This window comes from Eubacterium limosum, from assembly GCF_000807675.2.
Lineage (GTDB): Bacteria > Bacillota > Clostridia > Eubacteriales > Eubacteriaceae > Eubacterium > Eubacterium limosum.
Genome location: NZ_CP019962.1, coordinates 543236 through 565703 on the forward strand (window position 1 = coordinate 543236; position 22468 = coordinate 565703).

Here is a 22468-nt window from a genome sequence, read left to right on the forward strand (position 1 = left end):
TATGCCGCTTACGCGTTTTTCATCATCTGTCCAAGCGCTTCCAGAGGGATAGGCTCTGTAATAGGCTGGTCATTCGGCGGATAAGACAGGGTCTCAACCCGAAGCGTACGGTCTGTTACCGTGCAGAGATTAAAGCCTGCTGCCGGGGTCATGTACATCCCCTTTTCATTGATGGCCACACCAAAAGCAGTGCTCTCAGCTGTATAGGCTGGTACGCCGTAAAAGGTGGTATTGATATTCTCATGCGTGTGTCCGCTCAGCAGCGCCAGGACATTTTTTCCGCTGATAATCTCTCCAAGCCGTTCGGAGCCTTCCACACCAAAGGCGCTGACCCGTTCATCTGCCCACTCGTCAAAGGCCGGGTGGTGAAAAGCGACAATATGCCCGCGGGGCATCTTCTTTTCCAGTGCCTTTTCAAGGAATACAAACTGCGCCTCGTCAAAGCGCCCGGAATGATGCGTGGCATCACAGCCAACGCTGGAGTCCAGTACGATGAGCTGGAGCCCGTCAAATTCTCTCGCGTAGTATACAGGTTCTGTGCCCGGCTCACTGTTTTCATAGCCCTCATGGAAAGCTGCCACTCTGTCATGATTTCCAAGAACCGGACAGACCGGCGTGCCGTCGAAATATTCTTCCAGGAGCATTTTCAGGTAACGGTATTCATCTGCTCCGCCCTCATGAACCAGGTCGCCTGTCAAGAGAACAAAGTCCAGTTTTCCGGCGTTTTCCCTGAGCCAGCCGGAAATTCCTTCAAGAACCTCGCAGGGCTTTTTTTCCATATGGCCCACCATGTCCTTAAACATCGAGTTGCCATAGTCCTTTAGAATGTGCAGATCGGAAAGATGTGCGAAAGTGATTGTCTTCATCATTTTCTCCTTTTCAGATATTTATCGATTTGAATACTTGTTTTTCTACCGTAATTATTATATGATAATACCAAACTCACCGTGTCGGACACCTGTAGTATACTACTCGTATTCGATATGAAATATCACAAACCCGTTAATTTAACGTTAATAATCGGTTAATGGAGAAAAGGACTATGAAAATTCAAAACAGAGAAGAAGACGCCTACAGACAGCTCAAGGAAAAAATCCTGGCCGGCGTGCTGATCCCAGGGGATATTTTATCCGAGGCCTCCCTGTCCCAGGGGCTCGGCATGAGCCGCACGCCGGTGCGCTATGCCCTGAAACAGCTGGAGTACGAAGGTTTTATTACCTATCATAAAAACCGGGGCATCTCCATCCGGGAAACCTCCAGCCGCGAAATGGTGGGTATTCTGGAAATGATGATCCTGTTTGAGCACAGCGCTGTCAAAAAAGTCAAAAACGGCGAAACCATTTTTGATATTGCCGCCTTAAAGCGCCTCGGCGATGAGGCCCAGGTCCTGCGGAATGAACGCCAGTACGCGTCCTATATTGAAAAAACCCATCAGTACAACAGCTGCTTTATCGCCAGCGCAGGCAACAGTCAGCTGACCGTTGTCTATAACACCTCCTGGGAACGCGTAATCAGCACATCTGTTTACAACAAAATGACACATCCCACAGCTATCCCGAAGAAAACACAGACTACCGTCGGCTTTATTCATCAGCTCAACCAGTCCATCACTGACGAGGCCTACGACCACACTGACCGGCTGCTGGATGAATACTTTGACTATGCCAGAAACCAGATTCTGTATTATGGGCAGATATAACAAACAGGCTTGAAGACAACCGCTTCAAGCCTGTTTGTTTTTTTCCTCTTGGAATACAACATAAATCGACAGTGTTTTATTCACAAAAGAGGCACTCACCGCACCCTGCATTTTTTCCGCCAACAATTTCACAATATACAGCCCCAGTCCGGCACTTCCGCTGTTTCTGGAATCATCCGCTGTGTAAAAGCGCTCAAAAAGCCTTTCCATATCCGGAGAGGTGTCAGGCCTCACCTCGTTGGCAACCGACAGGATTATTTTTCCAGCGCTTTCCTCGAGGGTGACCTTTACCCTGCCTGCGGTGTATTTAAGGGCGTTGGACAAAAGGTTCTGGACAATGCGCCGCAGAGCGGTTCTGTCTCCCGCCATATACAGGCTTTTATCCCCAAGGTCAACATTAGGCTCAAGCTCTGCCGCTTCAAACCGCGGAATAAAATCCACCACCGCCTCTGAGACAATATTGGTAAAATTAACCGGTTCTTCCGCGAGCTCCGACTGACCCGATTCCATGACAGAGAGTTCAAAAAAGCTTTCAACCAGCTCCCGCATGGCGTCGGCTTTTTTTAAAATCACCGCAGCTTTTTCCTGCTGCTCCCCGCTCAGTCCGCTGCGCTCAAGCATCTGAACGTAACCGATGATCGCTGTCAATGGTGTCCGCAAATCGTGGGAAACACCCGCGATGGAATCCTTTAGGCGCTGTTCGCTCTTTCGCGTGTCAATGCGCAGCTGCTTCTGGATCTCCATATTCTCGTTGATCTGAGTCGCCAGCTCGTTTAGCCGGGCATCCACTAAGGTCAGACTGATCTTCTTCTCAGACCGTCCGGCGGATAAGTCCTCCAGCTGGCGGCTCATACTCCTTATCTCCCGCCGCATAACCACTGTCCGAACCGCTAATACCGCCACAGCCACAGCTAAAACCACGATAATTCCAAACATTGACCCCACGCTTTCTGTTTTGTTTTATTTTATCTCTCTCTTCCTGAACACAAAATATCCAGCGCCCAGGAGTAAAGCCGTAAAACCAAGACATGCTGTCAGAATCAGGATAACCTGGGATATATTCAAAGGTGTAAAAACCGCTGCCCTCGCCATATAAGGCGGAAGCCAAAGTGGTGACATCCTCCTTGACAGAAAAAATATCATCCCAAAGGATTCCAGAATAATGGCCAGCGTTGCGCAGGCCGTTGTCTTGGCCGCATCCTGAAAAACGGCCATTAACAGGATTGAAATGCTGAAAACCGCGCAGTTTGCCAGAAAAACCATACCGGTAACTCTGAGAAGATACTGGGCAAAAGGCTCTGTAATAATGCCTTTGTCAAACCCGTGCGCCGCACCAGTGACAATGAGTCCCGCGAAAGGATAAAGAAACATCACGATATTGACAGCCAGCAAAAACACAAGCGCCTTGCAAAAATAAACAGAAGCGCGGCTGTGCCCCGCGGATACAGCCAGCGCCAGCGTTTTATCCGAGGCGCTCTGCCCGAGCATCAGAGCGCTCATCGCCCCAATGACAATGAGCCACATGGTGGAATCATAGACCATTCCTCCAAATACAGATAATCCATCGGCCATCGGGACACCAAAGGGATTTGTATCTCCAATATATCCCGAACTCATCAAGGCCCCGAAAATAATACTGATTCCAGCCATCAGATAAAACAACCTGTTACGGACAAGCTGATAAAACTCCATTTTGATTAAAGCAAGCATTTCGTCATCTCCTCTACTTCAACTCACGCTTTGAAAAAATCAGACAGCCCAGGAAAGAAGGAATCACCAAAAAAGCAAAATCGATCCCTATGGCTGTCAGCCACTCTGCCATCCCCAGTCCTGAAGCCTGCATTTGATTTAAAGGCATACACCACTGCACTCCTTTTAATACATTGCCGGATACTGCCAGAAAAATGTGCAGCATCAACGCCAGAATTGAAAACAGTGTTGTTTTTGCCGCGTCTCTGAATATTGCCAGAAACAGCGGCACCATTCCACACATTGCATAACCTGTCATAAAAAAAGTTACGGCTATTTGAAGTCCCTTAAACCTTGAAAGCTCCCCGGTGAAGTTCAGGGTAACAGCTGCGACCATCACGCCCGCCAATATGTAAACCATCATAGCCAACGAAATAACCATGAGGTAAATCAGTATTTTACTCAAAAAAACAGTGAGCCTGCCACTACCGCTCTCAACTGCAAGATTAGGTGTGCGTTCTGCAAATCCCTGTCCCAGATAAATAACGCCAAAAATCGAAGCAAGAAAACCCATCGGAACCGCTTCCGACATCATCTGCAGGATCAGCTGCACACCTCCATTTCCATTGGCGGCAGCGCTTGCTACAGCCTGTCCCTCTGTTTCGGACACGCCGATGAACAATCCAGCAATAAAAATACCCAACAGCAGTCCCCAGAAAAGCCTGCTGTGCCTGAGCCTGTACCATTCCATCTTCAACAAGTTAATCATGGTACACCTCTACTGCAGAGCACATCTGACAAAGCAGAAAAACGCCCCTGCCCCCAGCACTGCAATCCATGCTGCGCCTGATCCTAAAATTAACCACAGCGACGCTGCTGGGAGTATCTCAGTCATGAGCAGACGTTCAGCGGCCATGGGAATCAGGAAACTCAAAAAACTCAGTTTTGCGCCGTAAAGATTTAATATGAAGGTCAAAATCCCAAAAATAAACAGGCTGATACCAATCGTCTTTGCGACATCCCGGCATAAAAACCCCAAAAGAAGGCCTGTTGCCATTGAAGCTGCGTTGAGCACCACCACAACTCCGGTCACCTTTATCAGGTACAGGGCAATCTCAGCAGACATGGGCTCACCAAAGCCAAACGCCAGGCTGTGAAAAAACACATTGACAGCCGGAAAGGCCATCATAAGCACCTCGCACCCGATAAAAAATACCACTGATTTAGCCAGAAATACCTGAAACCGGCTGTGGCCGCTCTCAATTCCGTGATAAATAGTGCCTTCGTCAAACTCGCGGCCGATGAACAGCCCAGGAAACACACAGACTGGCAGAATCAGCAGATTGGCGGTATGAAGCGACGCCTCCATAACCTGCAGCCCGGTCACGCTGTGACCGTCAAAGCTGATACAGATTCCCAGAAGCACCGTCACGCCAAACACGGCGTAAAAAGTCTTATCCCTCCAGAGCTTGTACCATTCCAGCCGAAGCAGATTACCCATTTTTCCGGCCTCCGATGCTTTGCAGGAAGTAGTCCTCCAGACTGTCACCCCGGACGCTGATGCCTGTCAGGAGCAACCCACTCTGAGATAAAGCTGCCGATACTGTGCGTATCTCCTCCAGATGGTCGTAAAGCTTAATGGTACCGTCAGGCATAACTCTGTAATTATCGGTGTGAAGAGCTTCCTCAATGACTGCGGCTGCTCTGGCCGCATCATCCACCTCAATGGCGATGTGGCGGCGGCAGCGCTCATCCAGTTCTTCCTGGGTCAGCGATTCAACGATATGCCCCCTGTCGATAATAATAAAATGATCCACCGTCTGATAGAGCTCACTGAGGATATGGCTTGAAATCAGCAGTGTGGTACCGCGCTCTGTGTTTAACCGCTTTAAAAGCTCACGGATTTCCACAATCCCCACCGGGTCCAGCCCATTGATGGGCTCATCGAGGACCAGAAATTCCGGATCGCTGATAAGAGCCATGGCAATACCCAGCCGCTGTTTCATCCCAAGCGAAAAATGCTTTACTGTCTTCCGCCCCGTATCCGTAAGCCCCACCAGCTCCAGGGTTCTCTCTGCGGCTTTCTTATCCGGGATTCCTCTCTGAATCCGCTGGGCCTCCATATTTTGCTTTGCTGTCATGCCCTGGTACAGCGCCGGCGTCTCCACCAGGCAGCCCATGCGCTTTCTTCCCTCACGCATTCCTTTCTCATCGCCTTTACCAAAGAGCGCCAGCTCCCCGCCAGACGGATAGGAAAGCCCGCAAACCTGTCTTATAAAGGTCGTCTTCCCTGCGCCGTTCTGGCCAATCAAGCCATAGGTTTTCCCCTTCTCAATGGTCAGGCTCAAATGGTCAAGGGCTTTAAAGCTTCCATAATTTTTACACAAATCCGTCGCTTTTAATACAACTTCGTCCATTTTAGTGTCTCCTTTTCCTTGATGCTTTCATTCTACGCCGCAGGAATAAAGAAGTTCTTAACCCAGTTCTAAAGAAAACCTTAAATTAATTCATCCGATACCCCATACCCCAGACCGTTTTGATATACTCTGTCTCCGGGTCTGCTGCCTTCAGCTTATTCCTGAGGTTGCTCATATGCACATTCAGGGTATTATCCTCACAGGCGTATTCCTCGTTCCAGATACTTTCAAAAAGGTTAGCCTTTGAAAAAACCTTGTGGGGGTAGCGCATCAAAAGCTCCAGGATACCGTATTCCTTGGCAGTCAGTTCCAGCTCCTGCCCATCCACGCTGGCTGTCTTTGACTCTGTGTCCACCGCCAGCTTTCCAGCCTGTAAAATTTCCGGAGCTCTCTGGGTTTTGCTGCTGCCGCAGCGCCTGAGGACAGCCTCGACCCGTACCAGCACTTCATCCAGATCAAAGGGTTTTGTCAGATAGTCGTCCGCGCCCAGATGGAAAAGGTCAAGCTTGTTCTGTACGGTATCCTTGGCTGAAATAACAATGGCCGGTAAGCTGGAAAAGCTCCTGAGCTCCTGCAGCACTGCGTCGCCGCTTTTATAGGGCAGCATCAAATCCAGTATCAACAGATCATAGCTTCCGCTTCTCAGTCTGGACAGCCCCTCCATACCTGTAAAAGCACCCTCTGCCGCATAGCCATTTTCATCCAGCATTTCACACAGCATGCTGTTAATCTCCCGGTCATCCTCAACGACTAAAATTTTCGTCTGCTCCATTCTTTACACCGCCTTTACTTACAATGAATATATTCCGCCACCTGATCCCATGGAACGTTAAAGCCAGCACCATGAGAACAGAAAACTGAATCCGAAGTGTTTTCCACATCATGTTTTTTATCATAACCGATGCGCAGGGTGACCGCCTCTGCGTTGTGGCAGGGCTCATAACCGGAAAAGGTTGCTCTGAGCATCCCTCGGCCTTTGGTGAAGGACAGGATTTCCTGACTGTAATTCATCATCGTAGCCACCGGACAAAAGCCAGAAATCACTGCCTGGTCCTCGCTGAGCTCGGGGGCTTCAAAACGCCCGGCCATTTTCTGGATATCCGACATGACACGCCCCATCGCCTCTGAGGGAACCTCGATCTCAAATCGGTAGACCGGCTCAAGTAAAACGGACTCTGCCTGCTCCAGTCCCTGACGAATCGCCCGGTAAACCGCCTGCCTGAAGTCGCCGCCTTCGGTATGCTTAAGATGTGCCCGTCCGTTGACCAGAACGATGCGCATATCGGTGATGGGCGACCCGGTCAGCACACCCCTGTGCTCACGTTCAAACACATGGGTCTTTATTAGATTCTGATAATTGGTATCCAGAATATCCACAGAACACACACTGTCAAAGGCAATGCCTGTGCCCGGCGCGGCGGGCTCCAGCCTGAGATGTACCTCTGCGTAATGCCGCAGAGGTTCAAAATGGCCGTAGCCAGTCACTGGAGACGCGATGGTCTCCTTATAGAGAATCTCACAGTCGCCGAAGCGGACTTCCAGACCAAAACGCTCTCTGACAATCTCCTCAAGCACCTCCAACTGAATCGCACCCATAATGTGGAGCTGCATTTCCTGCAGGCTCTCATTCCAGACGATCTCCAGCATAGGGTCCTCGTCCTCAAGCTCCTTAAAAGCCTCAAGCACGGTTCTTACGTTCAGGCTTTCATCATAGATGACGCTGGCGGTCAGCAGCGGCACAGTCGCGTAGTCGGCATGGTACAGGTTTTCTCCAATACCATCCCCAGGCCGGGTGGCGTCCATGCCCGTCACAGCACAGAGATCCCCGGGCGCTGCTTCCGGCACCGTAGTATACCGTCCGCCGCTGTAAATCCGAATCTCGTTTACTTTCTGCCGGACGAGTCTGCCTTCACTGTCCTTTCCGGTCACTACCTCGTCTTTAACCCTCAGTTTTCCCGCAGTCACCTTGACAAAGCTCAGGCGGCTGCCCGCGCTGTCGTGGAGTATCTTGTACACATGGCCGCTGAAAGGCTCCTCTGCCGGGCTTTCCTTGTCATGGAGAAGCATTGTCATCGCTTTGATAAAAGCGTCAATTCCTGTATCGTTTAATGCCGAGCCTGCAAAAGCCGGAAAAACTTCTGCCTTTTTAAACATCTGCCCCAGAGCACTCTGCCATGCTTCTGGCTTGTATCCCTCATCCAGGTAGGCCTCGAGCAGTGCTTCATTCCTTTCCGCCACAGCCTCCGCCAGCATTGTGTCCATGATGCCCTCCTCATAGTGCCCGGTAAACATCAGGCAATCCGAACTGCATTTTGTTTTCAGCGCTTTTATGACTCCGGGAATATCTGCGCCTTCCCGGTCTGTTTTATTGATAAAAATCAACGTCGGCACATCGTAGCGCCGCAAGAGCTTCCACAGCGTTTCGGTATGGCTCTGAATCCCCTCAACACCCGATACTACGATTACAGCCGCATCCATCACCTGAATGGCCCGCTCGGTTTCCGATGAAAAATCCACATGTCCCGGGGTATCCACCAGATAACAGGTATCTCCCCCGATTTCAAAAACTGCCTGATCCGAAAAAATGGTAATCCCCCGTTCTCGTTCAATAGGGTGATGGTCCATAAAAGCGTCCTGATGGTCCACACGCCCAAGTTTTCTGATGGCACGGGTATGGTACAGCAGCTGTTCTGAAAAAGTCGTTTTTCCGGCATCTACATGGGCCAGAATTCCTAGTACAAGCTTCATAAAATCTCCTGTAAAATCTGCTTTAGTGTGGGTCTATTATATCACTGGGGCTTTGGACGTACAAATTAAAAAAACTGCCCGAGGGCAGCTTCATAAAATTTATAGGTTAATGACGTCTTAATCGAGTGGCGCTCTCGATGCAATCGCGCAGGCTTTATCGAGGCTGGCAATTGCATGTGAGAGAGGCAATTTCGAACTGCGCCAGTATCTTTCTTCTCAGGAAATCTGCTGTTCCTCCATGGGCTCAGTCATCAGTGACGGGTCAAGGATCGTTTCCAGCTCTTCCTGGCTCAGCAGACCCTTTTCTCTGACAATCTGAGAAACCAGCTTGCCGCTTAAAATGGATTCCTTGGCAATGTCGGAGGCTTCCTTATAGCCAATATACGGACAAAGCGCTGTAACCGTAACAATGCTGTGTTCCAACAGTTCCTCACACCGGTCTTCATTGGCCGTAATCCCTGTAATGCAGTTGTCGATAAAGGTAGAAATCCCGTTGGTCAGGGTTTCGATGGATTCAAACAGATTATAAAACAGCACTGGCTCAAAGGCATTGAGCTCAAGCTGTCCGGCTTCGGCCGCCATGGTGATGGTCAGGTCATTGCCAATAACATTGAAGGCCACCTGAGAGACAACCTCGGGGATAACCGGATTGATCTTGCCCGGCATAATGGATGAGCCATTCTGCTTAGGCGGCAGATTAATTTCCGCAAAGCCGGTTTTGGGGCCGCTGGACAGCAGCCGGAAGTCATTGGCCATTTTGGACAAAGTGACCGCCGCTGCCTTTAACGCGCCAGAAACCGACACAAAGGCGTCGAGATTCTGAGTCGCGTCAATCAAATCCTCAGCCAGCACCATGTTAAAGCTTGTGGTCTTTTTCAGGTTCACAGGAATCCGTTTCAGATATTCCGGATTGGCATTGATGGCTGTACCGATGGCTGTACCGCCCATATTCACAATACAAAGCTCATTCTGGGTTTTCTTCAGCCGGAGGGTATCCCGGTCAATGGCGGAGCGGTAAGCGTTGAAGGCCTGGCCCAGACGCATGGGCACCGCATCTTGAAGCTGGGTGCGCCCTACTTTTATAATATTGTCAAACTCAATGGATTTCTGCTTTAATGCCTCGCCCAGGCGTTCCATCTGGAACAGCAGCTTCTGGGTAAGCTTAAGCGCAGTAATCTTGCCCGCGGTCGGGTACACATCATTGGTTGACTGAGACATGTTCACATGGTCATTGGGGTGGACAATGCTGTAATCGCCCTTTATACCGCCAAGCTTTTCAATGGCAATGTTTGCCACTACCTCGTTGGCGTTCATATTGGAGGAGGTTCCCGCGCCTCCCTGGATGGGATCAACGATGAACTGATCGTGGTATTTTCCTGAAATCACATCGTTGCACGCTGCAATGATAGCGTCAGCGATTTCTTTATTTAACTCACCGGTTTCAAAATTAGTCATAGCCGCAGCCTTTTTAACCTGCACCAGACTGACAATCAGATCGGGATGGAGCTGCTTTCCGGTGATATAAAAATTCTGTTTTGCCCTTAAGGTTTGTACGCCGTAATAGGCATCGACTGGAACAGGAAGTGCTCCAATCGAATCATGTTCGATTCTTTCTTGCATTTTAACCCCTCTACAAAAAATGTATTTACTTTATGGACACATCATAACGCCACCCACCTTAAAAATCAATGCGCTGTAATAAAGTTTCCCCTAAAAAATAACTGTTTTACAAGGTTGAAACCGATTTGTTACATTTATCTTTCAACGATTGGCGGTTGTCCTTATTTCGAGGACATCTCAATGAATAATTGACCCTTTTTCATTTCTTATGTATAATAGGCACATGCTGAATTAAAAGAAAGCCCCCATTATAGTGCAAGTATAATGGGGACTTCTGCCCTTTTATTAATTTTCTGGAAGCGGTTCTTTTGATTCAGCATAATAGGTATAAAAAATACAAACAATCGTCAGAATAATACCGATAATCTGTACGATGGTCATGGATTCCCCAAACATGAAAAATCCTGCAATCAGTGCGACCACCGGCTCAAGGCAGTAGGCCATCGATACATAGGGCGCGTCGATCATGCCAAAGGCCATCTGTATCCACGAAAAAGATAAGACCTGTGGCAGCGCCGCAAATCCCAAAACGATAATCCAGACAATGGCTCCGTTCTGCGCTGCAGCTCCTGCAATATCGCTGATCATCTGCCATGGCGGGCAGGCGGTAACATAGAGAAACAGCGCTCCAAACAGATTAGGATAAAAAAGCTGTGCCTGCCAGCTCACATCATTTGGATAATATACATGCGAAATCAGAAAGTAAGCGCTTGCCAAAATCAAAGAATTGGCCAATGCCCAGATAATCCCCATTATATCCAGACTGGAGGTTCCCAGATTAAAAATCTGCAGCACCAGCGCAACACCGACAACGGCAATGCTGCAGGCGATGATCTTAACCTTTGTCAGCTTTATCCCTTTGAAAATACGTTCCATAATCATCAGAATAATCACATTGCAGAAGGCCAGCAGGGATACTATCCCAACCGGAATTCTTGAGACAGCCTGCACATAGGCAAAATTCATGCCGTTCATCAGAACAAAGCCATGGATCATCAATACGATCAGAACTTTCCAGCTGACTTTAAACATGCTGCGGTCTTTTATCAAAATCCAGCCGCCAAAGAAAAGAAACATAATTGTCGGCGCCAGTGTGGTTACTGTAATATCACTGATACCATTTTCCGCCATCAGTCTCAGGAATGGCCCGAAAAGCCCCCACAGTGCAGCGGACAAAACAGCCAGCGTAAACCCCTTTTTAAATATTCCTTTATCATTCATTTTCCCTGCTCCTTACACAGTCATAAAGAAAACCAGTGAAAACATCAGCTCATCCAGGTCATCCCAGCGGGCTTTCATCACGGCTTTGTCTTCATCCGTCAGGTATTCTTCCTTCAAATCCTGTTGATATTCATCAAACGGATAGAGTAATTTATTTTCCATGTTCGTATCCTTTCTGTAAATATTTACTTATACACACCGTAATCTCTTACAAATTCATTGACAGCTCTCATATTTTCAGGGTTAACGTCGCTTGCATTCAGAATATATTTGTCCAGGGAGAAAATATAGCCGCCGCCCGGCGCCATAATGTCAATGACCTCTTTGGCTTTATCAATACATTCCTGCTTTGTGCCGTAGCCCAGTAACGAAATCGGATAGAAGCCCTGGAGACACAGATTTTTCCCGATTGTATTTTTAGCTTTTTTCATATCACCGTATTCCATAATGGCAATGATCTTATCAGATTTTGGAATATCCTGCATATACGGGTAGAATCGTTCCCAGTCACCTTCAAAGAAAATCGACAGTGTCAGTCCTTTTTGATTAACCAGAATGTCGATAAATTTTAAAAATGACGGCCAGTAAAACTCTTCAAACATTTTTTTGTTGATATAAGGCGCCATGTGCAGCGGGATGAACACGTATGGAAAGGTTGCGCCCTTTTCTCCCGGATAACAGGCTGTCGCACCCTTAACAAGAATGGGTGTCACCGCATCCAGCGCTTCTTTAACCTTATCCGGAGACTTTCGCACATCTCTGCAGATTCCCGTAAAACCTCTGAACTGATCTGCCAGATAATCGAACGGCGCAACGGTAAGGTTTGACCCTAATGCCGGCACTCCATAATCATGGGCGAGAGACGCGGTAATTTCTTCTAAAGCGCCCATATAAGAGCCAAACTCCAATGCAGCCTTTGTCATAGCATAAGCATTATATGGCGCTGGCTGGTCCAAAGCCGGATATAAACGCGGCAGCAGCTTTGATACGATCATTTTATAGGGATCTTCAATTAATTCGTCATATTCATCTGGGTTCATAGCGCTGATTTCCGGATGCTGCACAAATCCCCTTTCACTCTCCGTGAAATTTTTTGCGTTCAGCAGACGATAGAACATCGGCGGCCTTGTAAAAAGACTTTCAAAGCAATCCCAATGAAAATCATCGAACACCTTTTTAAAAGCAACCTGGCATTGTTCCGGTGTCCATGAAGCCTGGCGGTACGGCAGGCCCGCGTATTCAATTGCATAGGAAATTTCTGCTGGACAGTTCACTGGCACACGTTTTGGTTCCTGGATTTTAAGTGTTGTCTCCAGCATTTCCATCCGTTCATTATATTCTTTTCTTTTATCGGACATAATTTTTCACCTCATAATTTTTGAACGTCCATTTTTAAAAGTGCACTTAATATTAAGTATACTTTAAAATTTATATTTGTCAACCATTTTTCGTAAAATATAAAAAGTTATTTATCTAATTGTTTTCATATTCTCTTTTTATGTTTTTTTATATTAAATATTGCAGAATATCAGATAATCCGCCACTTATTGTCGTCTTTTGAGAAATATGCTATACTTACGTTAGTACAAACTAGATAAAGGACAATTATGAAAAAATATAAAACCGGACGGGAAACAAAAGAAAATATTATGGAGGCTGCCCGCGAGCTTTTCTATGAAAAAGGGTATAAGAACACGACCTACAATGATATCTGTGAAAAAGCCAATGTCAACACCGGAACCTTCCATTACCATTTCCAGACAAAACGGAAAGTTGCCGGCATCATCTATAATAATTTTATGTTCAACATTAAGGAGGAAACCGGAAAGCTCATTTCCTCAAAATACGAAAATGATCTCAAGCTCTGTACAGCTCTGGAAATTACAAACTACATGAACTTATTTTTTTCTGATGATCATGTGAAAACTTTTTTTTATGATCTATACAGTGATAACATTCCGCTTGAGTACGCCTTAAACATCATGGAAAATTTTTTTCAGCTCCACGTCGAAGCCTTTAAACTGCCTATTGACAGAGATTATGTCAAGATAATCGCTGCCACAAACCTTGGTATGGAACAGGCCCTGATCGTTAATTACTGCTCTGGCTACCTTATGCTGCCGGAACAACAGATCATTGATTATGATATCGAGCTGACCTATGCTCAGATGAATATCAACCATCAGGAAATCGAGCGGATCATTCAAAAAGCTCAGGAGCTTGGCCCTCAGATCAAGCTGAAGCATGTCGATTATTTTAAGGTTGAACCACTGAATCGCTAGCACAAAATAAGAAAGCCCAGCGGCATTAAGAAGTTTCTTAATGCCGCTGGGCTTTCTTTATTAAAACAGCTCAAAAGCGCTGCTTCCTGTTTTATTCAGATCTCTCAGGTTTTTGACGGCACCATAGACCATGCTGCGCACAGCCTCCTCGGTGTAAAAGGCCATATGCTGGGTCATCGTGACATGGGGAAATTGTCTTATGTATGCCATATCCCGGTTGCTGATAATATCCACCGTGTGATTGACATGGTAAATACCATCCTCATGCTCAATAACATCCAGTCCAAGGGCGCCGAACTTCTGCTTCTCAATGCCGTCGATCACATCGCTCACATCCATCAGAGAGCCCCTTGCGCAATTGATGAGCACCACGCCGTCCTTCATTTTCGCAATGCTTTCCCTGTTGATCATATGGTAAGTGCTCTCAAGCAGCGGCGTGTGCAGAGTTATGACATCACTTTCAGCGTAAAGAGTGTCCAACTCCACATATTTTGCCATGTCCGCAACCGAGCCATTTGGATAAGCGTCATAGGCAAGGATTCGACAGCCGAAGCCCTGCAGAATCTCAATAACTGTTCGGCCAATACGCCCGGTCCCCACAACTCCAACAGTCATATTTCTAAGCTCACGGCCCTCCAGACCTTCCAGCGAGTAATCATTGACGTTTCCCCGGAACATAGCCTGCTTATACTTTCTTAAAGACATGAGCATCAGCATAACCGTATATTCCGCCACTCCGTTCGGAGGATAACTGACATTGCAGATACGAATGCCCAGCTCCCTGGCATACTCCAGATTAATATGATTATAGCCCACTGTGCGGGTACAGTAAAAACGGATACCCGCGTCCCGCATAAGGTTTAAAATCACGCGGTCAATACGGCTATGCCCAAGGCTTGTCACTGCGCCGCAGCCCTCGGCAAAATCAAAGGTCTCCACACTCAGCGGTTTACCCGTAAAAATCAACTCTACATTATATTTTTCGGCAGCTTTTTTAAAGTCCTTTATTTCATCCTTTCGCACTTCAAAGGCGGCAATTTTCAGCATTGTTTTCTCCTCGCTACAAAAAATTTCTTTTTATTATTATATACCCAAAAGCAAATTACGGAATAAATTTTTTGGTTGTGGTATAATAAAATCACTTTTGTTTGGAGGTAACTTTATGGATCAAGGCAGCAAGCACACCGTTTTAAAACAATACTTTGGCTACGACACCTTCCGGGAAGGCCAGGAATTTCTCATTGACACAATCTTGTCTGGACGGGACGCGGTGGGCGTCATGCCGACAGGCGCGGGAAAATCTATCTGCTTCCAGGTGCCTGCCCTGCTGATGAACGGCATAACGCTGGTAGTCTCTCCACTAATCTCCCTCATGAAGGATCAGGTCGGGGCCCTTACCCAGGCCGGCGTCCCGGCTGCTTTTATCAACAGCTCCCTGAGCAGCGCCGAATACCGGGAGGTGCTCTCAAATATCCGCCAGGGCAAGTGCAAAATTCTTTACATTGCCCCAGAACGCCTTTTAGCTGAGGGCTTTCTCAACTTTATCCAGGAGCAGGATATCGCAATGGTTACCGTTGATGAGGCTCACTGCGTATCCCAGTGGGGGCAGGATTTCCGACCATCTTATCTCGAAATTGACCGTTTTGTCAAAAGCCTGGACAGCCGCCCCATCCTCTCCGCCTTTACTGCTACCGCCACCGAGCAGGTGCGCCGCGATATTGTAGGACTTCTGGATTTAAAGGAGCCCGAGGTGCTGGTGACCGGCTTTGACCGGAAAAACCTTTACTTTGAGGTGCAGAAACCCGCTAAAAAACTGGATGCTCTTCTGGCGATTCTGGCTGACCACCGGGATAAAAGCGGGATTATCTACTGCGCGACCCGAAAAAGCGTGGAGGATGTCTGTGAAAAAATCTGTGCCGCAGGTTACCCGGCAGTCTGCTATCACGCAGGGCTTCCCGACGCAGTGCGGAAGAAAAATCAGGATCTGTTCATCTTTGACGAAAAGCCCATCGTGGTCGCCACAAACGCCTTTGGTATGGGCATTGACAAATCCAATGTCTCCTTTGTTGTGCATTACAACATGCCCGGGGATATGGAAAGTTATTATCAGGAGGCTGGCCGGGCGGGTCGCGATGGCGAGCCCGCGGACTGCATCCTGCTGTACAGCGGCCAGGATGTACGGACTCAGCAATTCTTTATTGAGAACGCTGACCGGGAAAGCAGTGACCCCGAGACGGACGCGCTTTTGAAACAGCGTGACCGGCAGCGTCTGAAGGACATGACCTTTTACTGTCATACTAACGATTGTCTGAGAGGCTATATGCTGAAGTATTTCGGCGAGGACGCACCTGTCTGCTGTGACCACTGCGGAAATTGCCAGACCCAGTTTGAAATTCTGGACATCACCATCGAAGCCCAGAAGATCCTGTCCTGTATCAAGCGGACCGGGCAGCGCTTTGGCATTAAGGTGGTCGTGGATACCCTGCGCGGCAGCAAAAACCAACGTATTCTCAGTCTTGGCTTTGACAAGCTCTCGACCTATAATATCATGGCAGACATCAGCGAAAAGCGTATCCGGGATATGATCCATTATCTGACTCTGGAGGGCTTCATTCACATCACCGATGATGAGTACCCGGTTATGCGCTTCGGTCCCCGGGCACGCGATGTGCTTTTTGGCGGAGAGCGCATTGAGATGAAGCTGCCAAAGGAAAAAGAGCCTGCGCCAAAGGCCGCCAAAGAAAAGGCAAAGCCTGCCGCCGGAGCTCTGGAAAATCCCGGGCTTTTCGACCGGCTGCGCAATCTGCGCGGAAAGCTCGCCGCAGAACAGAACGTCCCGGCTTATGTTGTCTTTTCAAACGCTGCCCTCACAGATATGTGCCGCCGTCTGCCCAAAAACAACAGTGAATTCCTTGAAGTTTCTGGCGTGGGCAAGGCCAAGCTTGAGCGCTACGGCGAAGACTTCCTTCAGGAAATCCAGGACTGGCTCAAGAAGCAGGCATAATAAAAAAACAGGTGGCGGCACAAGGCCGCCTCCTGTTTTTTTATAGCTTACTGACCAGATTGTAGATCCGCTCATATTCAAGCATCAGATTATCATATACGCTTAAGAAAGCCTCACAGCTGCTGTCCGCGTTTGCCATCACCACATCGTAATGGCCGATCACCAGATCACAGATTGCCGGGCAGAGCTTGCCTTTTTCGCTCTGCTCTTTTAATACCTCGATGATCTTTTCTTTTGGAAAGGCTTCCTTGTAGCTCCTGCGCTGCCGCAGCGCGCTGAGCACATCGGCAACGGCTACGATCCGCTGACCTTCTGTCAATTCCGCTGCGGACAGCCCCCTGTGATAGCCCAAGCCGTCGAGCTTTTCATGGTGCCGTATCGCGATCTCACAGACATCGTCAGCTACAGCTCCCCGCAGGATATCCTCTGAAATCTGTACATGGGTCTTCATAATCTTCATGGCCTGGGGACTCAGCTTTCCGGGATACTCCAATATTTCAAGGGGAATGGCGATTTTACCCACATCGTGAAGCAGCGCGCCATAATAAATTCTTTGCTTGTCCTCGGCGGAATAGTTCAGAAGGCGGGCAATTTCAACGCTGATTCCCACAGTGGTTACCGTATGGGTAACCGTGTACTCACTTCTGAAGTCGATGGAATACGCCAGCATCTGCAGATAAAGGTCGATATCCGCTGGTGACAGTACCAGCTTTTTCTGAATCTCCTCTATTTCCTGTTCATAGGCGCCGCTGTTTAAACTTTCAATAATCTGGAATTTCGCGTTGGTCTTTAAAAACAGCTCCACATGCTCCGGAGCAAACCGGCTGCCTGCCCCATCTGTAATTTCCGCTAAATCAAAAGCCCCGCCGTGGCTCTGCATACTGATGTCTACGCGGTCTGTCAGCTTGATCATCAGAGCAATATCCTTAAAATCACTTTCCACTTTATCATAGCGGTCATAATTCAGATGATGGAACAGAATTGCCTCTGCCTGCTCCTTCAACGGCGACAGATATTTTAAAAACAGGTAGCCGTAAATTGAGTGTTCCCATACATTGTCTGCCTCAAACTTGACCATTTTGTCAATCTCGTCAGTTTTATACGCACCGATGTCATGGAAAACACCGAGATTAAAGATTTCAAGCGCTTCCTTTTCGCTGTAGCGTTCACTGTCCCTGAGCATCTGATACAGCATATAGCCGACCCGTTCTCCATGGTTCACCAACCGCTCATCCACCAGTCCAAGGGTTTTTCTCACGATCCGGACCGCGTCTCCGCCCTGGATAATATCTGACCTTCTATCTTCTCCCATTCCTTTTCCCCTCGCAAAGTTTATGGTTCATTATCGCATAAAAGTATTTTCTTTTCAATGCTGTAACAAAGCTGAAGCCCGGAGCGCCTTTAAGAAATTTCATTGTGGCAATACCCTGCGGGTGCTATAATTCATAGGTATAAAAGCCAATATCTACCAGGAGGTGCACGCAATGGCAAATTTTAAAAAAACGCTTATGCCTGAGCAGGCAGAAGCGCTATTTAAAATACTACAGGAACGTTTTATAAAAAATATGGACCGTCATGAAAATCTTGAATGGGAGAAGCTGCGCATAAAGCTGGAAGAACATCCGGAAAAAATGTGGTCTCTTAACGCCATGGAGGAAAGCGGCGGTGAGCCGGATGTCATTGAATACGATGTTGAAACGGACCGCTTCATTTTTTACGACTGCTCAAAAGAAAGCCCGTTGGGCCGCAGAAAGCTATGCTATGATCAGGAAGCGCTGGAAAACAGAAAGGCAAACAAGCCGGAAGGCAGCGCTTTAGCCGCCGCGTCTGCCATGGGTATTGAGCTGTTGACAGAAGCGCAATACCGTGCGTTACAGCAAAAGGGGGATTTTGACACTAAAACCTCCAGCTGGGTTCTAACACCGCCAGACATAAGAAACCGGGGCGGCGCTCTTTTTTGTGACCGGCGCTATAACCATGTTTTTGTTTACCACAACGGTGCAGAATCCTATTATGCTGCAAGAGGGTTCCGGGGACTGCTGTGTGTATAATTTCCAGTGTCTGCGCTGTAAACAGAGACTAAAATAAAACCTGTATCAGAAACATATAGATTACTGTTCCTGCGCCAATGCTCAGAAGCGTATTTTTCTTCCATTTGTGAAGAGCTGTACCGCGTAAAAAAGAACAGACCCCAGATACCGGATATAAGCCAGCGGTGTTTTACCGTCAGGGAAAGCAAAGAAGGGTACGGGTTAATATTGTTCCAGATATAACGTTAAGGACTCATCGCACATCCCAAAGATTAGATATAACTTTTCCCGCCGCAGTTTTTATATTTTTCAAGCATGGATATGCCGTAGAACAGGTGTCTGGCATTTACCATAAGCGTTATGGTCATTCACTGTTATCCAAATTAAGGCTGCGCCTTCCCGCTTTATGAAGGGTCACCCATGACCCCCATAAAAAGCGGGATGCCGCTTTCGCTGTCCATGATGAAGTAAGCGTAGGGTGAATCCAGAACCAGCTCTACTGGTCCCTTCTGGTCTTCCATCGGCAGGGCCGCCACATCCATTTCCACCTCTGTGGCTGCGGCGGCCTCTGTTCCGCGCTCATCCACCCTGACAGCGGATTTCTGGATAACCTTTGAGACAAATAAAGGATAACCGTTCATCGTTCCCATTTTAGAAAAATCCGCCTGATTCCAGTCAAAAATTATCTCGAGCCCCATATCCCTGAGCAGATCACTCATGTCAATTTTATAATCCTGCTCAAATTTTGGCATATAAAGGTTCACTGCCCGTGACTCGGACCTGGACAGCGCATCTTTCAGCGTATCCTTCTCAAAAGCTGCGGCAAACTCATGGATATTTCTGCCATCTGTTGGCCGAAGCGCAATAAAGGACTGCCTGTAATTATTGTAAGGGAGTTTGATCCCCTCGGCGTTCTCTGTCTTAATGTACTGCATCCTGTCCTCATACTTGTTCATAAAGGGGTGCTCCACAGTTGTTCCGTCTTCTCTGTAGAATACACGGTCCTCTGTAAGGCTCTCCTCAAAGGGCGTATCCCAGACACCGCTAAAATACAAGGCATTGAGCAAAAGCATGGCGGCATCGCTCCCAGGCTCCTCATCCAGCATCTGCGGAATCATTCCATTGGTTTTCTCCGATACCCAGTTGTTGACATCATCTGCGGATTCACTGAGAGCCGCTTCAAATATTTCCGCTTCATAAATTTCTTTGGCCGTATTGATAAAATCATCCCTGGCCTCCAATGTCTCATTGAGCCAGATAGAGTTGGCAATATCCAGTCTTCCCCCATCCTCCGAACGCATTCTGAGCTCTGGGATCAGCTGTGCGCAGGCAGCATTCATCTGGTCTACCGGCATACCGAGCACCAGTTCAAGAGCCTTCTGTGTCTCGGCGTCCGAGCCGTTTGCCGTCATGGCCAGCGCGAAATAGGCTGACGCTGGAGAGATCAGAAAATTGCCTTCCCGGGCTTCAGCGCTTTTTGCGTAAAGTCCCGCTGCAAAGTTGCTGTACCCTTCACCGCTGCTGATCAGCATACCGGGCGTAGGCTCCGGTGTAGAAACAGGCGTCGGCGCTGCACTCGGCGTCACCTTCCCTGCGTCTTTTTTCCTATTATCCTTTGCCGTACAGGCTGTAAATATCCCAAGCATTATCACAGCCGACAGAGCGAAAGCGATTCCTTTTTTCATATTGCTTCTCCTTTACATCATCCTTTTTTCTAATTATACATGATTACCGCCAATAAAAAAAGCAGATTCCCTGTTCGGGTATCTGCCTTTGGCTACAAACGCAGCCCTTTTATATCCTTAATGCGTGATAAAATGACATTACAGCTCATCTCCCGGACGCCTGGCAGGGTATAGATCACGCGGTTTAAAAAATCTTCCATCTCCTCATTGCCCGCGGCCACAGCGTGGACATGGAGTTTGCTCCTGCCAGACACCTGATAAATCTGGGTGACCAGATCATTCTGGTTCAGAATATCCACCACCTCCGCAAATCGGGGAGGCTCCATTTCCAGCTCAAAATAACAAGAGATGGCTCCGCTGATCTTCTGAGGGTTTATAATGGTCGTATATTCTTCGATAATTCCCCGGTCTTCAAGCGCGCTGATCCTGGCCTTAACTGCTACCCGGGACAGCCCAACGGCCTCTCCGATATCCGAATAGGACATCCGCGCGTTCTTAATGAGCAAATTTACAATCTTCTGGTCTGTTTCATCTAATCCGCTTAAAAACATGCTGTTTCTCCCTCTCGAAATGTTTATTTTATCTTACCGCGTTTCATAACAAAAGGCAACCCTTTCTTTCTGTAAGATTTTCTTTGACTTTTTGATATTTAAGAAATATAATATCTACAAATAGTAAGTTTTATGTTTCGAATCGAAAGGACAAGATTGTTATGCAAAGAGATTTGACTGCCGGAAGCGTCACAAAGGGCATGCTGTTGTTCGCCGGCCCCATGATTCTCGGCAACCTGCTTCAGCAGCTCTATAATGTGGCGGATACCCTTATCGTCGGCCAGTTCCTCGGGGCAGGTCCACTGGCGGCGGTCGGCTCCTCCTTTACCCTTATGGTATTTTTAACCTCCATTATTCTGGGGCTGTGCATGGGCAGCAGCGTTGTTTTTTCCATGCTCTATGGCGCAAGGCGCGAAGATGACCTGAAAACCAGTTTTTTTATTGCCTTTGTGTTCATCGCCGCAGTTACTCTTATGATCAACACTCTGGCCTTTGCCTTTATTGATCCTTTGCTGCAGGCACTGCAAATCCCCTCTGCTATCCTGGAAGACACCCGGGCTTACCTGCTCATTATTTTCGGCGGCATTGGCTTTACCTTTATCTATAATTACTTTGCCTCCCTGCTCCGGGGTATCGGCAACTCTGTGGTGCCGCTGGTCTTTCTGGCCGTTTCAGCTCTTTTAAACATTGTGCTTGATCTTGCTCTGATCCTGCGCTTTAATATGGGCGTCTCTGGCGCTGCCCTGGCCACCATTACAGCCCAGGGCGTCTCGGCGGTTTCCATTGGTATCTACAGCTTTCTGAAAATTCCAGCGCTCCGGCTGAAACGCGCACATCTCCGGTTTAACCGGGCCATTGTCCAGGATGTTGTGCAGTACTCCCTGCTGACTTGTGTCCAGCAGTCCATCATGAACTTCGGCATTCTCATGATCCAAGGGCTGGTCAACAGCTTTGGCGTATCGGTTATGGCGGCTTTTGCCGCGGCGGTAAAGATCGATTCCTTTGCCTACATGCCGGTACAGGACTTTGGCAATGCCTTTTCCACCTATATTGCCCAGAACTACGGCGCGGGAAAGGCTGACCGCATCCAGAAAGGTATCCGCTGCGCAATACTGACAGCGCTTGTATTCTGCCTCTTTATCTCTGTTATTGTCTTCTTTTTCGGCAGCGCTCTGATGCTGATCTTTGTAAGACCAGAGGAAGCAGAAATCATCGCCATCGGTACTGGCTATTTAAAAATCGAGGGGGCCTGCTACTGCGGCATCGGCTGTCTTTTCCTGCTCTACGGCCTTTACCGGGGTATTGGCCGTCCTGGTATTTCCGTGGTGCTCACAGTGATCTCCCTCGGCACACGGGTGGCGCTGGCCTACCTTCTGGCTCCGCTTCCCGCCGTCGGCCTCCTGGGAATCTGGTGGGCCATTCCCATCGGCTGGTTTTTAGCCGATATTACAGGGCTTCTCTACTGGCGATTCCGGCACAGGCAGCTCATGCCCGGATAAAAAAACACCGAACCGCAAAACAG

At 48.2% G+C, this 22468-nt stretch carries 21 protein-coding genes and 1 pseudogene; 5 read left to right on the forward strand and 17 right to left on the reverse strand.

Annotated elements, in window-relative coordinates:
• Positions 1-8: 8 nt before the first annotated feature.
• The gene (locus B2M23_RS02465; protein WP_081571075.1) at positions 9-869 is read right to left on the reverse strand and encodes a metallophosphoesterase family protein; all 861 of its coding nucleotides are present in this window, start codon (positions 867-869) and stop codon (positions 9-11) included.
• Between the two features lie 173 nt (positions 870-1042).
• Between B2M23_RS02465 and B2M23_RS02470 the strand changes: the two genes are divergently transcribed.
• On the forward strand, positions 1043-1699 hold the full coding sequence (locus tag B2M23_RS02470; RefSeq protein ID WP_038353208.1) for a GntR family transcriptional regulator: 657 nt from the start codon (positions 1043-1045) through the stop codon (positions 1697-1699).
• Between the two features lie 24 nt (positions 1700-1723).
• Here the strand turns inward: B2M23_RS02470 and B2M23_RS02475 are convergent, their stop codons facing one another.
• From B2M23_RS02475 to B2M23_RS02520, 11 genes are all read right to left on the reverse strand, one after another.
• Positions 1724-2635: a sensor histidine kinase gene (locus B2M23_RS02475; RefSeq protein ID WP_081571077.1), complete on the reverse strand. Its 912-nt coding sequence runs from the start codon at positions 2633-2635 to the stop codon at positions 1724-1726.
• Positions 2636-2659: 24 nt separating this feature from the next.
• On the reverse strand, positions 2660-3409 hold the full coding sequence (locus B2M23_RS02480) for an ABC transporter permease (protein WP_052237357.1): 750 nt from the start codon (positions 3407-3409) through the stop codon (positions 2660-2662).
• Positions 3410-3422: 13 nt separating this feature from the next.
• On the reverse strand, positions 3423-4157 hold the full coding sequence (locus B2M23_RS02485; RefSeq protein ID WP_038353209.1) for an ABC-2 transporter permease family protein: 735 nt from the start codon (positions 4155-4157) through the stop codon (positions 3423-3425).
• A 9-nt stretch (positions 4158-4166) separates the two neighbouring features.
• A complete protein-coding gene (locus B2M23_RS02490) occupies positions 4167-4889 on the reverse strand; it encodes an ABC transporter permease (protein ID WP_038353210.1) in 723 nt (240 codons plus the stop codon).
• On the reverse strand, positions 4882-5805 hold the full coding sequence (locus B2M23_RS02495) for an ABC transporter ATP-binding protein (RefSeq protein ID WP_038353211.1): 924 nt from the start codon (positions 5803-5805) through the stop codon (positions 4882-4884). Before B2M23_RS02495 ends, B2M23_RS02490 begins: the two co-directional genes overlap by 8 nt.
• 85 nt (positions 5806-5890) lie before the next feature.
• A complete protein-coding gene (locus B2M23_RS02500) occupies positions 5891-6577 on the reverse strand; it encodes a response regulator transcription factor (protein ID WP_038353212.1) in 687 nt (228 codons plus the stop codon).
• Positions 6578-6591: 14 nt separating this feature from the next.
• Complete coding sequence (locus B2M23_RS02505) at positions 6592-8553, reverse strand: elongation factor G (RefSeq protein ID WP_038353213.1); 1962 nt, start codon at positions 8551-8553, stop codon at positions 6592-6594.
• Positions 8554-8769: 216 nt separating this feature from the next.
• Positions 8770-10173: an aspartate ammonia-lyase gene (locus tag B2M23_RS02510; RefSeq protein ID WP_038353214.1), complete on the reverse strand. Its 1404-nt coding sequence runs from the start codon at positions 10171-10173 to the stop codon at positions 8770-8772.
• A gap of 285 nt (positions 10174-10458) precedes the next feature.
• The gene (locus B2M23_RS02515; RefSeq protein WP_013382678.1) at positions 10459-11394 is read right to left on the reverse strand and encodes an EamA family transporter; all 936 of its coding nucleotides are present in this window, start codon (positions 11392-11394) and stop codon (positions 10459-10461) included.
• Between the two features lie 12 nt (positions 11395-11406).
• A complete protein-coding gene (locus B2M23_RS21075) occupies positions 11407-11556 on the reverse strand; it encodes a hypothetical protein (protein WP_013382679.1) in 150 nt (49 codons plus the stop codon).
• A gap of 23 nt (positions 11557-11579) precedes the next feature.
• Positions 11580-12752, reverse strand: coding sequence for a uroporphyrinogen decarboxylase family protein (locus B2M23_RS02520; protein ID WP_038353215.1), 1173 nt, complete (start codon positions 12750-12752; stop codon positions 11580-11582).
• Positions 12753-13001: 249 nt separating this feature from the next.
• Here B2M23_RS02520 and B2M23_RS02525 point away from each other — a divergent pair, with 249 nt between their 5' ends.
• Positions 13002-13676, forward strand: a complete 675-nt coding sequence (locus tag B2M23_RS02525; protein ID WP_052237358.1) for a TetR/AcrR family transcriptional regulator — start codon at positions 13002-13004, stop codon at positions 13674-13676.
• Between the two features lie 60 nt (positions 13677-13736).
• On the opposite strand, the gene B2M23_RS02530 is transcribed toward B2M23_RS02525, so the two are convergent.
• Entirely contained in the window at positions 13737-14723 is a 987-nt protein-coding gene (locus tag B2M23_RS02530; protein WP_013382682.1) for a D-isomer specific 2-hydroxyacid dehydrogenase family protein, read from the reverse strand.
• A 115-nt stretch (positions 14724-14838) separates the two neighbouring features.
• Here B2M23_RS02530 and recQ point away from each other — a divergent pair, with 115 nt between their 5' ends.
• On the forward strand, positions 14839-16680 hold the full coding sequence (recQ, locus tag B2M23_RS02535) for a DNA helicase RecQ (RefSeq protein ID WP_038353216.1): 1842 nt from the start codon (positions 14839-14841) through the stop codon (positions 16678-16680).
• 40 nt (positions 16681-16720) lie between these two features.
• Here the strand turns inward: recQ and B2M23_RS02540 are convergent, their stop codons facing one another.
• The gene (locus B2M23_RS02540) at positions 16721-17992 is read right to left on the reverse strand and encodes an HD domain-containing phosphohydrolase (protein ID WP_052237359.1); all 1272 of its coding nucleotides are present in this window, start codon (positions 17990-17992) and stop codon (positions 16721-16723) included.
• Positions 17993-18164: 172 nt separating this feature from the next.
• Between B2M23_RS02540 and B2M23_RS02545 the strand changes: the two genes are divergently transcribed.
• Positions 18165-18731, forward strand: coding sequence for a DUF4256 domain-containing protein (locus B2M23_RS02545; protein ID WP_038353217.1), 567 nt, complete (start codon positions 18165-18167; stop codon positions 18729-18731).
• 219 nt (positions 18732-18950) lie between these two features.
• Here B2M23_RS02545 and B2M23_RS21495 read toward each other — a convergent pair.
• The 3 genes and pseudogenes from B2M23_RS21495 to B2M23_RS02565 all read right to left on the reverse strand — a co-directional run.
• Positions 18951-19072 (reverse strand): annotated as a pseudogene (locus B2M23_RS21495) (AzlC family ABC transporter permease); the annotation flags it as partial.
• A 42-nt stretch (positions 19073-19114) separates the two neighbouring features.
• Positions 19115-20395 (reverse strand): serpin family protein, encoded by a 1281-nt coding sequence (locus B2M23_RS02560; protein WP_038353218.1) that lies wholly within the window; start codon positions 20393-20395, stop codon positions 19115-19117.
• A 92-nt stretch (positions 20396-20487) separates the two neighbouring features.
• The gene (locus B2M23_RS02565; protein ID WP_038353219.1) at positions 20488-20946 is read right to left on the reverse strand and encodes an Lrp/AsnC family transcriptional regulator; all 459 of its coding nucleotides are present in this window, start codon (positions 20944-20946) and stop codon (positions 20488-20490) included.
• Between the two features lie 161 nt (positions 20947-21107).
• Here B2M23_RS02565 and B2M23_RS02570 point away from each other — a divergent pair, with 161 nt between their 5' ends.
• A complete protein-coding gene (locus B2M23_RS02570) occupies positions 21108-22445 on the forward strand; it encodes an MATE family efflux transporter (RefSeq protein ID WP_038353220.1) in 1338 nt (445 codons plus the stop codon).
• Positions 22446-22468: the final 23 nt, after the last annotated feature.

Bases quoted from the DNA above. Each gene is read 5' to 3' on its own strand.
- B2M23_RS02465 (WP_081571075.1), bottom strand. From the start codon at position 869: ATGATGAAGACAATCACTTTCGCACATCTTTCCGATCTGCACATTCTA.
- B2M23_RS02470 (WP_038353208.1), top strand. From the start codon at position 1,043: ATGAAAATTCAAAACAGAGAAGAAGACGCCTACAGACAGCTCAAGGAA.
- B2M23_RS02475 (WP_081571077.1), bottom strand. From the start codon at position 2,635: ATGTTTGGAATTATCGTGGTTTTAGCTGTGGCTGTGGCGGTATTAGCG.
- B2M23_RS02480 (WP_052237357.1), bottom strand. From the start codon at position 3,409: ATGCTTGCTTTAATCAAAATGGAGTTTTATCAGCTTGTCCGTAACAGG.
- B2M23_RS02485 (WP_038353209.1), bottom strand. From the start codon at position 4,157: ATGATTAACTTGTTGAAGATGGAATGGTACAGGCTCAGGCACAGCAGG.
- B2M23_RS02490 (WP_038353210.1), bottom strand. From the start codon at position 4,889: ATGGGTAATCTGCTTCGGCTGGAATGGTACAAGCTCTGGAGGGATAAG.
- B2M23_RS02495 (WP_038353211.1), bottom strand. From the start codon at position 5,805: ATGGACGAAGTTGTATTAAAAGCGACGGATTTGTGTAAAAATTATGGA.
- B2M23_RS02500 (WP_038353212.1), bottom strand. From the start codon at position 6,577: ATGGAGCAGACGAAAATTTTAGTCGTTGAGGATGACCGGGAGATTAAC.
- B2M23_RS02505 (WP_038353213.1), bottom strand. From the start codon at position 8,553: ATGAAGCTTGTACTAGGAATTCTGGCCCATGTAGATGCCGGAAAAACG.
- B2M23_RS02510 (WP_038353214.1), bottom strand. From the start codon at position 10,173: ATGCAAGAAAGAATCGAACATGATTCGATTGGAGCACTTCCTGTTCCA.
- B2M23_RS02515 (WP_013382678.1), bottom strand. From the start codon at position 11,394: ATGAATGATAAAGGAATATTTAAAAAGGGGTTTACGCTGGCTGTTTTG.
- B2M23_RS21075 (WP_013382679.1), bottom strand. From the start codon at position 11,556: ATGGAAAATAAATTACTCTATCCGTTTGATGAATATCAACAGGATTTG.
- B2M23_RS02520 (WP_038353215.1), bottom strand. From the start codon at position 12,752: ATGTCCGATAAAAGAAAAGAATATAATGAACGGATGGAAATGCTGGAG.
- B2M23_RS02525 (WP_052237358.1), top strand. From the start codon at position 13,002: ATGAAAAAATATAAAACCGGACGGGAAACAAAAGAAAATATTATGGAG.
- B2M23_RS02530 (WP_013382682.1), bottom strand. From the start codon at position 14,723: ATGCTGAAAATTGCCGCCTTTGAAGTGCGAAAGGATGAAATAAAGGAC.
- recQ (WP_038353216.1), top strand. From the start codon at position 14,839: ATGGATCAAGGCAGCAAGCACACCGTTTTAAAACAATACTTTGGCTAC.
- B2M23_RS02540 (WP_052237359.1), bottom strand. From the start codon at position 17,992: ATGGGAGAAGATAGAAGGTCAGATATTATCCAGGGCGGAGACGCGGTC.
- B2M23_RS02545 (WP_038353217.1), top strand. From the start codon at position 18,165: ATGGCAAATTTTAAAAAAACGCTTATGCCTGAGCAGGCAGAAGCGCTA.
- B2M23_RS02560 (WP_038353218.1), bottom strand. From the start codon at position 20,395: ATGAAAAAAGGAATCGCTTTCGCTCTGTCGGCTGTGATAATGCTTGGG.
- B2M23_RS02565 (WP_038353219.1), bottom strand. From the start codon at position 20,946: ATGTTTTTAAGCGGATTAGATGAAACAGACCAGAAGATTGTAAATTTG.
- B2M23_RS02570 (WP_038353220.1), top strand. From the start codon at position 21,108: ATGCAAAGAGATTTGACTGCCGGAAGCGTCACAAAGGGCATGCTGTTG.